This window comes from Pseudoalteromonas sp. APC 3355, assembly GCF_030407615.1.
In the GTDB taxonomy this organism is placed as follows: Bacteria; Pseudomonadota; Gammaproteobacteria; order Enterobacterales; family Alteromonadaceae; genus Pseudoalteromonas; species Pseudoalteromonas distincta.
Map to the genome: position 1 here is coordinate 87,767 of NZ_JASDDB010000015.1, position 13,946 is coordinate 101,712.

13 protein-coding genes are annotated in these 13,946 nt (G+C 37.5%); 4 read left to right on the forward strand and 9 right to left on the reverse strand.

From position 1 onward, the window contains the following. Nucleotides 1-43 precede the first annotated feature (43 nt). The 8 genes from QMA08_RS17295 to pyrC form a co-directional block, all read right to left on the reverse strand. Complete coding sequence (locus QMA08_RS17295; RefSeq protein WP_002961712.1) at nucleotides 44-1,303, reverse strand: tetratricopeptide repeat protein; 1,260 nt, start codon at nucleotides 1,301-1,303, stop codon at nucleotides 44-46. 11 nt (nucleotides 1,304-1,314) lie between these two features. Beyond that, nucleotides 1,315-1,932 (reverse strand): energy transducer TonB, encoded by a 618-nt coding sequence (locus QMA08_RS17300; RefSeq protein ID WP_007583869.1) that lies wholly within the window; start codon nucleotides 1,930-1,932, stop codon nucleotides 1,315-1,317. Beyond that, nucleotides 1,932-2,336 (reverse strand): biopolymer transporter ExbD, encoded by a 405-nt coding sequence (locus tag QMA08_RS17305; RefSeq protein ID WP_002961710.1) that lies wholly within the window; start codon nucleotides 2,334-2,336, stop codon nucleotides 1,932-1,934. The genes QMA08_RS17300 and QMA08_RS17305 overlap by 1 nt, the downstream gene beginning before the upstream one ends. 14 nt (nucleotides 2,337-2,350) lie before the next feature. Next, entirely contained in the window at nucleotides 2,351-2,875 is a 525-nt protein-coding gene (locus QMA08_RS17310) for a MotA/TolQ/ExbB proton channel family protein (protein ID WP_002961709.1), read from the reverse strand. After that, the gene (locus QMA08_RS17315; RefSeq protein ID WP_290175037.1) at nucleotides 2,875-4,239 is read right to left on the reverse strand and encodes a MotA/TolQ/ExbB proton channel family protein; all 1,365 of its coding nucleotides are present in this window, start codon (nucleotides 4,237-4,239) and stop codon (nucleotides 2,875-2,877) included. Before QMA08_RS17315 ends, QMA08_RS17310 begins: the two co-directional genes overlap by 1 nt. A 6-nt stretch (nucleotides 4,240-4,245) precedes the next feature. Further along, entirely contained in the window at nucleotides 4,246-5,016 is a 771-nt protein-coding gene (locus QMA08_RS17320; RefSeq protein WP_024590812.1) for a DUF3450 domain-containing protein, read from the reverse strand. Between the two features lie 1,069 nt (nucleotides 5,017-6,085). Continuing rightward, nucleotides 6,086-6,289 carry a cold-shock protein gene (locus tag QMA08_RS17325; protein WP_002961702.1) on the reverse strand — a complete coding sequence of 68 codons (204 nt, stop codon included), beginning with the start codon at nucleotides 6,287-6,289 and terminating at the stop codon, nucleotides 6,086-6,088. 438 nt (nucleotides 6,290-6,727) lie between these two features. Beyond that, the gene (pyrC, locus tag QMA08_RS17330; protein WP_024595527.1) at nucleotides 6,728-7,780 is read right to left on the reverse strand and encodes a dihydroorotase; all 1,053 of its coding nucleotides are present in this window, start codon (nucleotides 7,778-7,780) and stop codon (nucleotides 6,728-6,730) included. 291 nt (nucleotides 7,781-8,071) lie between these two features. Between pyrC and QMA08_RS17335 the strand changes: the two genes are divergently transcribed. From QMA08_RS17335 to QMA08_RS17345, 3 genes are all read left to right on the forward strand, one after another. Continuing rightward, nucleotides 8,072-10,441 carry an EAL domain-containing protein gene (locus QMA08_RS17335; protein WP_290175038.1) on the forward strand — a complete coding sequence of 790 codons (2,370 nt, stop codon included), beginning with the start codon at nucleotides 8,072-8,074 and terminating at the stop codon, nucleotides 10,439-10,441. Between the two features lie 410 nt (nucleotides 10,442-10,851). Continuing rightward, a complete protein-coding gene (locus QMA08_RS17340) occupies nucleotides 10,852-11,739 on the forward strand; it encodes a LysR family transcriptional regulator (RefSeq protein ID WP_002961689.1) in 888 nt (295 codons plus the stop codon). 54 nt (nucleotides 11,740-11,793) lie between these two features. Beyond that, entirely contained in the window at nucleotides 11,794-12,558 is a 765-nt protein-coding gene (locus QMA08_RS17345) for a YdcF family protein (protein WP_182682136.1), read from the forward strand. Nucleotides 12,559-12,572: 14 nt separating this feature from the next. Here QMA08_RS17345 and QMA08_RS17350 read toward each other — a convergent pair whose 3' ends face one another. Continuing rightward, entirely contained in the window at nucleotides 12,573-13,325 is a 753-nt protein-coding gene (locus QMA08_RS17350; RefSeq protein WP_182198005.1) for a Nif3-like dinuclear metal center hexameric protein, read from the reverse strand. A gap of 150 nt (nucleotides 13,326-13,475) precedes the next feature. Here QMA08_RS17350 and QMA08_RS17355 point away from each other — a divergent pair, with 150 nt between their 5' ends. Continuing rightward, nucleotides 13,476-13,817 (forward strand): hypothetical protein, encoded by a 342-nt coding sequence (locus QMA08_RS17355; RefSeq protein ID WP_002961684.1) that lies wholly within the window; start codon nucleotides 13,476-13,478, stop codon nucleotides 13,815-13,817. The last annotated feature ends 129 nt before the right edge of the window (nucleotides 13,818-13,946 follow it).

Genomic DNA, 13,946 nt, shown 5'->3' on the forward strand with positions numbered 1-13,946 from the left:
AGCCCCAGAGGGGCTTTTTATAAGTTGCTTAAGCTAATTAAAATTAAATTTTAACACCGTTGCGAGCGGCTTTATCTTTAATATATGTAGACCAACCTTTTGCAAACTTACGTGTGCGAGGGTCATCCATAGCTTTAGTAATTGCAGCATATGCTTGCTTATACTTACCTTGGTAGTAATACGCTTCAGCTAAATCTGAATAAATTGTGCCTTTTTTGTCAGAGCCAAGCTCTAATGCTTTGTTCAAGCGAACAATAGCAGCACTGAATTTTTCAGATTGTAAAAGTAATGAACCTGCTTTGCGGTAAAGCTCAGCGTCGTCATCAAATTTAGCAGCATCTTCGTAGTACTTAGCAGCTTTTTCTAAATCTTTAGAACGATGGTAATTACTCGCAATCGCGCTAACATTCTGCTTTGTACGTTCTACTTTTTCACTCTTAATGGCCTTTTCTAGCGTTACAGCTGCTTTATAAGGGATCTCATTTAGAGAGTAAAAGTTAGATAAGACTTTATACTCAACTTCATTTTCAAAGTAACCATTCTTGTATGCAACTTCCATAGTTGCTAAACCTTTAGAATAATCTTCAGTTTGTAGGTAATACTTACCTAAGCTAACCCAAGCTTTTTTATCATCAGGCCATACACGAACAATTTCTTCGCCAATTTTAACCATGTTTGCATAATCTTTAAGCTCAAAGTATGCGCCAAGTTTTAATTGGTAAGGGCCTTTGTTAGGCTCTTTTTGAAGTTTTATTGCCTTATCTGCTGGTTCAAAAACATCACGGTATTGCTCTAACTGATAGTTAGCTTGAGCAATACGTGTATAAACCGTAGGGTCCTCTTCACCGGTAAAGTCCATCCAAGCTACATATGCTTTTTTAGCTTCTTGGAACTTTTCTGTACCAGCGTATAAGTCACCTAACAACTTAAGAGTTTGTTCTTGATCAGCAAAGTTTAAAACATCAGGTGCAACGGCTTGCTTAGAGTATTTGATCGCTTCGTCATACTTTTCTTTTTGAGCGTACATGCTACCTAGGTAACGATTTACGGTCGCTTTATCAAAGTCATTCGAAGGCTCGATTTCTCTAAGCAAAACAATTGCTTCATCAACTTTTTCTTCGTTGTACAAATCAAATGCTTTAATTACTTTTTTACCAGTACGCTCGCCCATGATTTTAGTTTTTGCTTTTTTACGCTCTTCAATCTTTGCGTAATCCGGCGCTGCTAAAACAGATGCACTTAAAGTAGCACCCGACACAGACATAAGAATTGCAAGAGCAGTTACTTTAGAAAAATTTCTCATTACTCGCCTCCTTAGTTGCCTTGGTTAAGTTTAAAGTCTAATTGAACTTGTAAACCTGGTTGTTTCTGTGGTTTTCCGTCAATGATCTTAGGACGGTACTTCCACTTACGCAGTGCACGTTTAGCTTCACGGTCAAAGATACGTTTAGGATCTGCGTCAATTACTTCAACGTCAGTTACTCCACCTAGCTCATCAATTGTGAATGAAAGTTGAACCCAACCTTCTTTACCATCACGTGCTGCTTGCGTTGGATATTTTGGTTCTATACGAACGATAGGTGTCGCATCACCATCTCGTCCAAATGCACCAGGACCACTTAGTCCACCTGCCGAACTACCAACATCAATGCTTCCCATATTAAATGACATAGCACCAGGATTTGGATTATTATTTTCCGGCTGTGGCGGCTGCGGTTTAGGCGGCTGCTTTGGCGGTGGCGGAGGAGGAGGCGGTACACGCTTCCTCTCCTGCACCTTAGATTCAGGCGGATTCGTCATTATTTCGACTATGATCTGCTCTTTTTGTTCCGTATTACGGTCAGCCCCACCAGAGATGAGGAATGCCATGAAGTAGAACAAGCCGAAAGTAACTGCCCCACCTGCAATCAGTGAAAACAGAAAACGAATCATTACTGATCTCCAGCTATTGAAATTCTCAGGTTATCACCCGTCGCTTTAATCTGGTCCATAACTTTAACCACTACGCCGTGTTTTGCTTCTTTATCAGCTTGCAAAATTACAACTTCAGTAGGTTGTTCTGCTAATAAACTTTCGATTTTTGCTGAAATACGTTCAACATCAACCTGCTGTTTATCAATCCAGATCTCGCCGTTACTACGAATAGCAATAAAAATGTTAGCATTTTTTTGCTTAGTAGCTTGAGCCGCTTTAGGTTTATTGACCTCGATACCAGCCTCTTTAACGAACGATGTAGTTACGATAAAGAAAATAAGCATGATAAATACGATGTCAAGCATTGGCGTCATATCAACCGCTGCTTCTTCTTCTTCACGAAAACGTTGTTTACGTGCCATATTTAATTCTCTCTCTAGTGATGAGGCATACTATCAATAAGTTTGGCTTTCACCATTTTAGCTTTTGTCTCAAGACGTGAGCTAAAAAATACTCCAGATAATGCCGCAACCATTCCAGCCATTGTTGGGATTGTTGCCATTGAAATACCTGATGCCATTAAACGTGCGTTACCCGTACCCTGGTTGGCCATGGTTTCAAAAACCGAGATCATACCAGTAACAGTACCAAGTAAGCCTATTAAAGGACAAACAGCTACTAATGTCTTAATCAACAACATACGCTGATCTAATTTTTCAGACGCTTCAGAAATCCATGCTTCACGGATTCTGTGTGCGTACCAAGACGTAGTGTCTTGGCGGGCATCCCACTTTGCTACAATTTCTTTCGCTGTGCGAGGAAATTCTGCAAGTAGGAACCAATAGCGCTCAATCATTAAAACCCACATAAGAAAGAGTGCTATCGCGACCACGTATAAAACCTGGCCGCCTGTGCCAACAAAATCCCTGATAGATTCCCATATCTCCATCAGGACTAGCATTAGGCTTTCTCCTTCTCCGCGTGAGTAGCAACGATACCCGCGCTTTGCTCATCAAGGATGTGTAATACCGACTTACTACGACCAGCTACAAGAGCATGAAGTAGAATTAGTGGTAATGCAGCAATTAGACCTAGCGCTGTAGTTACAAGTGCTAGAGAGATGTTACCTGCCATGATCTTCGGATCACCCGTACCGAACAATGTGATTGTTTGGAACGTTAAGATCATACCGATTACTGTACCTAGTAGACCTAGTAACGGTGCGATTGCAGCAAGAATCTTAATTATATTGATACCAGCTTCAATGCGTGGCGTTTCACGTAGAATCGCTTCATCAAGTTTAAGCTCAAGGTTTTCAACATCTTGGTTCTTGTTGTCATGGTACACTTTAAGAATACGACCCAGTGGGTTATTTGTATTCGGTGTAGCAACATTTTTAAGCTGGCTCTTAATCTTACTAGTAGTAAGTGTAAGGTCAACAAAGCGGATTAGAGTAATTAGCATACCTAGGCCAAGTAAAGCCGTGATGATATAACCAACTACGCCACCTTGATGGAAGTATTCCATAAGGGTCGCTTTTTGAGTGTTGATACGTAAGATAGCACCACGAGTCGGATCTATGTAAACACCAGCGTAGTTATCTGGTGATGTATTTTCTAGAGCCGAGATACCGTCTAAGATATAACCGTCTGGTTGCTTACCTAGAGGCTGGATAGACTTAGTCTCTGGTGAATAAATTAAGTAACCATCGTCTGTAACTAAGTTAAAGTTACCGATACGTGTTACTTTTTTCATTGACGGGTTACCGTCAAGACCAGCAACTTCAGTTTCAAAAGTTGAAACTTTAGCTGATTCTGTCATTTCAGTTTGAAGTGAAATCCAAAGTTCTTCAAGTTCGCGAACTGTAGGAAGTTCTTTAGCAGCTGCTAACGAACGTAAGATTTCAGCACGACCTGGTTTTTCAGCACTAACTAGTGACGCTTCGATAGAACCGATAGCATCTTGAGCTGCACGACGTACAACACCAAACATCTCACCTAAAGTACCTTGGGCACTTTGAAGAGCTGCTTCTTTTTCAGCTAGCGTATTTTCGTTTTGTGCATATTGCTTAGCTAAGCTTTCACCACGAGACTTCTCAGAAGCAAGTTGGCTTTTAGCTTTGTTAAGTAATGCTTGCTTGTCAGCACGTTCTGATAAGAACTCTTGCTCACGTTGCTTATTGATTTTACCTTCAGAGATACGCTCTTGCTTTACTTGCTCAAGAATTTTATCTAGAGCTCCAGTATTTGCATGTGCATTAAGCGCGGTACCTGCAGAAACAGTTAGTACTGCTGCAACAGCAAAACCTTTAAATAGTTTCTTCATTATTGATTACTCCGCGCCAAAGATAGGTAGTTTAACAAGTTCTAATGTCGCTTGCTTACGCGCCATACGAATAACTTCTTTAACAGGTTTTAGGTATTCTTCACCTAATTCTTTCCACTGTTTAGTGTTGTTATCCCACACCCAAGCATGTTTCAAGTCAAAAGACTGAGCAACGTAAGTGATACGACCTAACTGACCGATATCAACGTTAATGCTTTTACCATCAACTTCTAGAGTACCTTGTGAAGCAGATACAAGAGAGCTGTATGCTGTTTCAATAGTGTAAGCTTCAAGTACTTGACGGAATTTTTCAGACGTCGTTACAGACGCAGAAACCATGATCTCACGTAGTCTTTCTACACGTCCTAAACGCGTTTCAAGATTAAATGGAACGTCCGCTTTGATGAATTGCTCAAGCGTATCGATCATGCGATACATCAAAGGCACAACGTTTTGTTTAGTGTTATCAATAGTCGCGATTTGACGATCAAACGATTCAATTGAAGCGTTTTGGCTATCAACCAAGCGCGACACGTGATCGTTATACACTTTCATAAGTTCAGTCTCATCAACAACGCTACGGTACTCAGCGATTAGCTCCTGAGTTTGACCATATACATTGTCAATTTTAGTTTGAGACTTAACCGCAGCCTTTTGAATTTGTTGACCTGCTTTTTGCACGTCATTCAAAGGATCTGCAATCACATTGCTGCTTGCAAATGCAAATGCGCCAACCAACGCAGTTGCTACAAGACTCTTTCTGATTTTAACAGACATAGTTCCCAACCAATTAAGTAATGTTACTTTTATAATTTAATTATCCTCCGAGGAGAACAACCCTGATATCTTTTAATAGATATCAACCTTCCAATAATGCTAAATGCAATTAGCGCTGTCAACTTGATGTTTACTAATCTCAGTAAATAAATAGCTAAGTTAATGCTTAAACGAAAGTACCAGCCCACAACAGTTAACATTATTGCAACGAAGCTTTTTCTTAATATTTCTATTAAAGCCTTTTAAGGGGTGTATTTATTCGCATTGCACTGACATAAAACAACATTATTGCAACATTTAGCTAAAGCTGAATTCGCACTGAAAAAAAACTAAAAAAAATATAAATTGATATAACAAAAGTTATTTTTTACACGATTTTATCGTGTTTTATCACCTCAGTTACACTTCATCTGAAAAAACAAACCATTTGTCGCACAAAAAAACAACACTGGATAATATTTAATATCGGATACTCACGCTTTATATACGTTACTTTTAAAGCTATTTTAAAACGTGTTTTTCCATAAATAGTAATAATAAACTCAACAATGCATTTCTTTTATCAGCATAAAAGCTTTTGATAATTAAACAGGTTGTATTTACCGCTTTAAAGTATTCTTTAATACTATTTTAACGTTAAGGTTAATTCAGTAATTAAGTTAATCATGAAGAGTTACCCTACTTTATTAGTAATACACTATAAATGAAGCTTTACGTTCACATAATAAAGTAATAGAAGCACCTAGAAGCCCTTATCAATGAGTAGCCTTCGTCACACAGAGTAAGCTTGAAACAGAATTTGCATGGATTGATATTGAGCATCAATTTTATTTAAGCTGGTATCAGGCCTATTGAATAAATTCTCATGAATGGTTTTTAAAAGTATTAGAGGATTGTTTTGTCCGTTAGATTATTAGTTGTTTAGCTTTGCAAAGATAGAATGTTTGAGTAGTTTTTTAAGTTTAAAAAAAGGAGAATTTGAGGTATGAAATAAATAGATTTAAGTAAGGGGAATTATGGTGAAACAGAAATCTGCTTCACCAAGATGAACTAGAGTTCACATAATAAATTATGCTGCTTCTACGTTCTCAGCTTCAGGGCCTTTTTGACCTTGTTTGATGCTGAATGTCACTGCTTGACCTTCGCTAAGAGTGCGAAAACCAGAACCAGTGATTGCGCTGAAATGTACAAACACGTCAGGACCATTTTCTTGTTCAATGAAACCAAAGCCTTTAGCTTCGTTGAAAAACTTTACTTTACCAGTAACCGACATACTAAATTTTCCTGTAAGTCAATAATTAAAATTCAGCCATATTATTATGGCAATATCCTCCCTGAGTCAATGCTCAAAAATATGGAGGTACAGTACAGGAACAAGTAATAACCTAACCGGTAACCTTAAACGCAGCACAATATCCGTAAATTCAATACATAAAAACTCAAAGCAAGGTAAGATTAACACATTATATTTTTTTTCGCTCTATTAATTAGGAATTATTTCTTAAAAATATAAATTTGTTTTAAATCGCCTTTAACTGACTAATTTACAAGCAAAAAACTATAAGTATTATTGTAATATTTATTGCTGTAAGCGAGATCAAAAGCCACCTACAACCACCCTGTCGTCGAATTACGCTTCAATAATATCAAAAGCACAAACAAAAAAGCCGCATTAAAAATTAAGCGGCTTTAGATTTAAATATATTATTAGTTATTCGACAGACCAATCCATTGTATTTTCAGCCTTTATAGGCACAACTTCAGAGTCGCCCAATGTATAACTTGCAGGTACTTTCCACGGCTTTCTTTGTAATGTAATTGTATCTGTATTACGCGGCAATTCGTAAAAATCAGGGCCAAAGTGGCTTGCAAACCCTTCAAGCATGTCCAAAGCTCCTGCATCCTCAAATGCTTCAGCATATAATTCAATAGCGGCATGAGCCGTGTATGCACCAGCACACCCACAAGCTGCTTCTTTTTTATCTTTATAATGTGGTGCAGAGTCAGTTCCTAAGAAGAATTTTTTATTTCCACTTATTGCTGCAGCCATTAATGCTTGCTGGTGAATGTTACGCTTGAGAATTGGCAAACAGTAATAATGTGGGCGAATTCCACCCGCTAACATATGATTGCGGTTATAAAGCAAGTGATGCGCTGTAATTGTTGCCGCTACATTGCTAGGTGCATTAACTACAAACTCTACTGCATCTTTAGTCGTAATATGCTCGAGTACAATTTTAAGCTCAGGAAAGTCATTTACTACATCTCCTAAAATTGTATCCAGAAATACTTTTTCACGGTCAAAAATATCAATCGACGAATCTGTCACTTCCCCATGCACTAACAGCAACATGCCTACTTCTTGCATTGCTTTTAAAACTGGATAAATATTTTTTACTGATGTAACACCCGAGTCAGAATTAGTGGTAGCGCCAGCAGGGTAAAGCTTAGCTGCTACTATTTTACCTGTCGCTTTAGCTTTTATTATTTCATCTGGTGTAGTTTTATCCGTGAGATACAAAACCATTAATGGCTCAAAGTTGCCTTGTGGATTTGCAGACATAATGCGTTCTCTGTACGACAATGCCGTATCTGTGCACGTTGCTGGCGGAACAAGGTTTGGCATAACAATAGCGCGGCCCATATATCTGCTAATATCGCGTACAGTGTCTTTTAACTGGTCACCATCACGTAAATGTACATGCCAGTCATCAGGGCGAGTGATAGTAAGGGTTGTTACAGAGTTTGTATTATTACTTGTCATTACTTTGTTCCACGGCTGAATTTATCCGATCATAGGCATATGATGTTTTCGAGTAAAGATTTTATTAAAAATAAAGTTTTTATATGGATAAAATTACTGAGGTACTATTTAAAGCACAATGAGCAAATTCAATGTTATTAGCTTATTGTAATGATTTATGATTAATTAAAACTCGCTATATTAAAACTTTACAGTCTATGAAACCACTCATCGCTTTAATTTGTACAAAAACCCAAGATTAGGTTAACTTAACTGCGAATTTAAAAATAAAAAGAACAATATAAATTGCCTATGTCTTATAAAACCGATGCTACTAGAGCGCTTGAGATAAAAACTGATCAACTAAGTATCATTAATCAATTTTCATCTAGCCTATTGCAACTAGACACACTAGACGAGCTATTTGAGTATGTTACAACGCACGTTGTAAATCGCTTAGGGTTTGTTGATTGTGTCATATATCTAGCTGACAATAATGCAAATACATTAAACCAAGTTGCATCAATGGGTATTGCACACGCGCGGGACAAATATCAAGCGGAACGTAAAATAATACGTTTTAGTGAAGGTATAACGGGCGCAGTTGCAACGACCGGAAAAGCGGTAATTATTAACGATGTAACGAAAGACAGCCGTTATATCGCTGATGAACGCCCTGCTCAATCAGAACTATGCGTCCCTCTTATATATAAAGAACAAGTTTTAGGTGTTATTGATTGTGAGCACCCTATTAAAGGCTACTTTACAAACGCACATCTTGAAATTCTTACAACAGTTGCCCACTTACTCAGTGCTAAAATTAACCAAGTAAATACGGTAAATAGCTTACAGAAAACAGTTGAACAACTTAACAACGCACAAAAATTAGAAAATAGCTTATTACAAATAGCAAATCTAACCTATAAAGCTAACGACTTAGATACGTTTTTTGAAGCCCTTCATTCAATTATCAATAATTTACTTCGAGCCGATAACTTTTTTATCGCTCTATACGACAAAAAAGTAGATATACTTGACCTCGTTTACATAGTCGAAGAAGGCATAAACACTAAAACTCATCAAAAAATATCTAAAGAACAACTTAAAGATACCGCTTCATATTACCTTCTAAAAACAGAGCAAACCCTATTACTTAACAAAGATGCCTTTCAAAGTCATATAGATAACGGTGATTTTAAAATGGTAGGCAGACAATCAGAGTCTTGGTTGGGTGTTCCATTTAAAACAAGTGATCGTATAAGCGGGGTTATCGTTGTACAAAGCTACGATAAAACACTGCATTACAACGAACACGATAGTGCTCTTCTAACGTATGTAAGTCGTCAAATAAGTATGGCAATTGATAGGCAATTAGCCCGCCAAGAACTTGAGCACAAAGCATTACATGACGAGCTTACAGGCCTTGCTAACCGCTCACTACTTATTGAACGTATAAAACATGCTATTTTACGTTTAACGCGTGCTAAAAAGAGTACTAGCCATGCCCTGTTGTATCTAGACTTTGACCGTTTTAAAAGTATTAATGATTCGCTCGGGCATGAAGTTGGGGACCACTTCCTTATAAAAATATGCGACTTGATTAAAGGTACAGTACGAAGCACGGATACATTTGCACGTTTAGGTGGCGATGAATTTGCAATTTTTATGGAAAACATCACGCATAAAAACCAAGTTAATGAAGCTTTGAACCGCATTAAAAACGCATTATCAAAACCTTTAAATATAGATAACCACTTACTCCAAGCATCAACGAGTATTGGGGTTGCCTATACAGATAACGTAAACGACAAAGCTTATATATTACTGCAACAAGCCGATGCCGCTATGTATGAAGCTAAGTCAACCGGACGTGGTCAGGTAAAGTTTTTTAATAACACGATGCGTAAAAAACTTAAAACCCATGCCGATATAGAAAACGACTTACAACACGGTATAGAACACAACGAGTTTGAACTCTATTTTCAGCCAATTTTCACAATTAATACCAGTGAAGTTATCGGCTTTGAAGCACTTGTTCGTTGGCACCACCCTACAAAAGGGTTTGTACCCCCTAATGACTTTATACCGATAGCTGAAACTACAGGGCAAATTATAAATCTTGATTTACATTTACTTGATTTGGCGGCCCAGCATATTTCAAATTGGCACCAACAAGGCCATCGCTTTTTAAAAGTCACCGTTAACGTATCGTCACGACACTTTGCAAGCCTCGATTTTGTAGCGCAAATACATTCCATTTATAATAAGTACCAATTACCTCTAGGTTCTTTATGCTTAGAAATTACCGAATCTGGCTTAATAGAAAATCTAGAACTCGCCACTCAAATAATTGAAGGTCTCTCACCTTTAAAAGTAAAATTATGTCTTGATGATTTTGGAACAGGTTATTCAGCACTAGGCTACTTGCACCAACTGCCTATTCATATTTTAAAAATAGATAAAAGCTTTATTGACCATCTACAGGATTCTACTAACCCACTTGTTGAAGCCATTTTATCACTTGCGCAATCATTAAAACTTGAAGTTGTAGCTGAAGGAATAGAAACAGTTGAGCAATTAACTATTTTGCAATCCACTGCGTGCGACTATGGCCAAGGCTTTTTAAAATCAAAACCTGTTACTGCCAAAGAAGCCATATTACTAATTAATAAACCCTTATAAAAAGAGCCAGCGAGTAGGTCGCTGGCTTAGGTATTACGCATATACTCTCCCATTGAGCTAAACTTAAGCTATAAGGCAAAACGACTCTATTTTTTAAAGCACAATCTAAAGTAAGCATTCAACAAACCTCACCTCATACCGTTATCAGCATGGTTAAAACTCACGCTGAGCTAAAATACACAGCAATCGTTATATTTAAAATACAACATGAAGCAAACTCATCTAAAACTCATCAAACCAGTTTTCAAATGACTTTTATCATTACTAACTCTAATATTTTCACGATTCATAGCGATAAATTGCAATAAAACGCATGACTTTAGCCATCTAGACGTTGAAACGTTTTTTATATAGGCGTAGTATGTAATTAATCTGAGCTGAACTCACTTTTTTCATGAGAATTTTTAAAGATGATTGGTATTAAACATTTAAAAACCATAGCAACCCTAAAAGAAACAGGATCTTTGGTTAATACAGCACGAGAGTTATTTTTGACACAGTCTGCTTTATCTCATCAAATCAAAGATTTAGAGAATAAATTGGATTGCCAATTATTTGAGCGTAAAACTCAACCAGTCCGCTTTACCCCTCAAGGAATGCTATTACTTGAATTAGCTCACGAAATATTGCCAAAAATGGAAGCGACTAAATGTCGTTTAAAAGAAAGCTTAAACCAGCCTATTTCTCAACTACGTTTGAGCGTGGAATGCCATGCATGTTTTCATTGGTTATTACCTACTATTAAAGAATTTAATAACTTTTGGCCTGATATAAAAATTGATTATGAACGTGGCTTTAGTTACGACGCTATTCCTGACTTACTAAGCGATGAGCTCGATTTAGTTTTAACGTCTGACATACGCGAACCCGACACATTAGAATACGCGCACTTATTTGATTTTAAATTGAAGCTTATTGTGGCGCCGGATCATGAACTTGCTAAAAAAGCGTATGTAACAGCGCTTGATTTAAAAAACGAAACTATTATTTCATACCCTATTCCGCGTGAACGCCAAGATATATTTAAGCATTTCATTCAGAATGCTCGTTTTGACGGTACATTAAAAACGGTTGACCAAGGACTACTTATTTTTCAACTAGTAAGTGCTGGAATGGGCGTTGCCGCTTTACCTGATTGGCTAGTTACACCTTATGAAAGCCAAGGCTTAATTAAATCAATTCCTTTGGGCGCTCTTGGTCTTACTCGCCCTATGTATTTAGCGATGAAAAAAGACATGAAAGATAACCCTGTTTATCGTCACTTTTTAAATACCTGTAAGCTAAATAACGGTCGATAATCATCAATATAATAAGTAATATCGCTGTAATTAACTCTACAGCGTTTAACTCTTATGTTTGTTATTAAAAAAATGATTGGTGGTTTACTTATGCCACTGCCTCTATTGGGTTTATTTGCGTGTCTGATGCTCCTACTGGCATTTAAAGGCCGTAAATCAGCTCTCTTTTTGTCTACTTTAAGTTTAATTGTATTACTTGCATTGAGCACACCCTTTATCGCCAATTTAATTATCCAAAATAATGAACCTGCGTCGCTTGCATTTAATACTCTAAAGCATCCAAAAATAGACAAAATAGTTGTACTAGGTTGCGATATAAACCCAAATCCTGCACTCAGTGCTAATAATCAATTAGGTAATTGTGCGCTAACGCGCTTGGTAGAAGGTGTAAAACTGGCAAAGCACTACCCTAATGCAGAGCTTATAGTTTCAGGCGGGGGTTATAAAAATACCACTAATAGCGGGCTTATGTATCAAACGGCAATTAGTTTAGGCGTTAATAAGAGCCGTATTTTCCAAAATCCAAAAGCAATGGACACAGGTGAAGAAGCTAAATTACTGGCATCAAAATTAGTCGACTTTAAAGTTGCACTAGTAACATCTGTACTGCACATGCCCCGTGCCAAAGACTTATTTAATGCTCAAGGTATTGAAGTCATAACCGCAGCCACTGATTATCATAATTTTGCTGCACTTCCATGGAGCAAGCAGTTTATTCCCAATGCTCATGCCTTACTTGTGGTTACGCAATACAGTCACGAAGTAGTAGGAAATATATGGATAAGTTTGCGCCGCTGGATAGATCCAGAGGCGCTGTAACTTATATAGCCTAATTAAACTGGGTTATCTATGTCTATAAATGTCACATCAAAACCATGCTCTTGAGCAAGTAACTCACCTAGTGCTTTTACACCATAGCGTTCTGTTGCATGATGCCCGGCTGCAAAAAAATCAATGTTTTGCTCACGAGAACTATGAATTGTCTGCTCCGATGCTTCACCCGTTAAATAAGCATCAATGCCTTGCTCTGCTGCTAAGTCAATATATCCTTGCCCACCACCAGTACACAGTGCAATGGTTTCTATTTTAGCTGAGCGTACTAAGCTTGTGAGCGGGGTTCGATTAAGCACTTTTGCAATTTTATCTGCAAAATCTTCACCACTTAATGGTGTTTTTAAACGCCCTTTCATTGCTACGCTATTTGAAGTTGGCTCTAGCCCTGTTTCAATTTCAATATCTAATAACTTTGCAAGTTGTGCGTTATTGCCAACTGCTGGATGAATATCGAGTGGTAAGTGATAGCCGAATAAATTAATATCGTTTGCTAGTAGTGCGCCTATGCGACGCTTTTTCATACCCGTTATTGGTTGAGATTCCCCTTTCCAAAAAAAACCATGATGAACCAAAATAGCATCTGCTTGTTGCTCAATGGCAGCTTCTATTAAAGCTTGACTTGCGGTTACACCCGTCACAATTTTTTTAATTTCGTTTTTACCTTCGACCTGTAAGCCATTTGGGCAAAAATCTTTTATTAAATGAGGTTTCAAAATGTCATTTAGGAGTTGGTTAAATTCTCTACGTTGCATACAACTTACCTTACTTAGCACTGAATTTTGTGCAAATTTTGGCGTTTATAGGCCTAAAATGGAAGGAAAATCGCAAAAAATTGAAAAACTGTTTTAAAATAGGTATAAATACCTCTTCTTTATCTGTGTTCACAACGTATAGGGTCTCTGATGAGCAAACTAGACAAAACAGAAGTGTTATCTGCCTTTGAAGCAGCGTACGAAACTGCCAATGGTAAAAAACCTGAAATCACAACCAAACCTGGTTGGTACAGCATTGATGGCGGTAAAAATTTACGCCTAGCTGACGTAGCAGAGCTTACTAAAAAATTAAACTCTGGTAAAACAACTAAAACGAAAAAACCAAAAGCAGCTGCTCCTGTTAAAGCACAGAAAAAAGCGCCATTCACTGTTGTTACCGAAAATGAAGAAGGTTACACAGCGGAAGAACTTTGGATTGTAATTTTAGCTCGTAAAGATCATGACTGTCGCTTACCGCGCGGTGTTGTTTAATCAACATTTATGATTTTTAAAAGAAACCGCGTTAAGCGGTTTTTTTATATCCGTTATTTGCCAAAAACATAAAGCTTTATAAGTTGTGTAAGGCTAAAAAAAGCGGCTATGTAGCCGCTTTAAAAAGTT

Bases quoted from the DNA above. Each gene is read 5' to 3' on its own strand.
- QMA08_RS17355 (WP_002961684.1), top strand. From the start codon at position 13,476: ATGAGCAAACTAGACAAAACAGAAGTGTTATCTGCCTTTGAAGCAGCG.
- pyrC (WP_024595527.1), bottom strand. From the start codon at position 7,780: ATGACAAGTAATAATACAAACTCTGTAACAACCCTTACTATCACTCGC.
- QMA08_RS17335 (WP_290175038.1), top strand. From the start codon at position 8,072: ATGTCTTATAAAACCGATGCTACTAGAGCGCTTGAGATAAAAACTGAT.
- QMA08_RS17345 (WP_182682136.1), top strand. From the start codon at position 11,794: ATGTTTGTTATTAAAAAAATGATTGGTGGTTTACTTATGCCACTGCCT.
- QMA08_RS17315 (WP_290175037.1), bottom strand. From the start codon at position 4,239: ATGAAGAAACTATTTAAAGGTTTTGCTGTTGCAGCAGTACTAACTGTT.
- QMA08_RS17325 (WP_002961702.1), bottom strand. From the start codon at position 6,289: ATGTCGGTTACTGGTAAAGTAAAGTTTTTCAACGAAGCTAAAGGCTTT.
- QMA08_RS17320 (WP_024590812.1), bottom strand. From the start codon at position 5,016: ATGTCTGTTAAAATCAGAAAGAGTCTTGTAGCAACTGCGTTGGTTGGC.
- QMA08_RS17340 (WP_002961689.1), top strand. From the start codon at position 10,852: ATGATTGGTATTAAACATTTAAAAACCATAGCAACCCTAAAAGAAACA.
- QMA08_RS17350 (WP_182198005.1), bottom strand. From the start codon at position 13,325: ATGCAACGTAGAGAATTTAACCAACTCCTAAATGACATTTTGAAACCT.
- QMA08_RS17295 (WP_002961712.1), bottom strand. From the start codon at position 1,303: ATGAGAAATTTTTCTAAAGTAACTGCTCTTGCAATTCTTATGTCTGTG.
- QMA08_RS17310 (WP_002961709.1), bottom strand. From the start codon at position 2,875: ATGCTAGTCCTGATGGAGATATGGGAATCTATCAGGGATTTTGTTGGC.
- QMA08_RS17300 (WP_007583869.1), bottom strand. From the start codon at position 1,932: ATGATTCGTTTTCTGTTTTCACTGATTGCAGGTGGGGCAGTTACTTTC.
- QMA08_RS17305 (WP_002961710.1), bottom strand. From the start codon at position 2,336: ATGGCACGTAAACAACGTTTTCGTGAAGAAGAAGAAGCAGCGGTTGAT.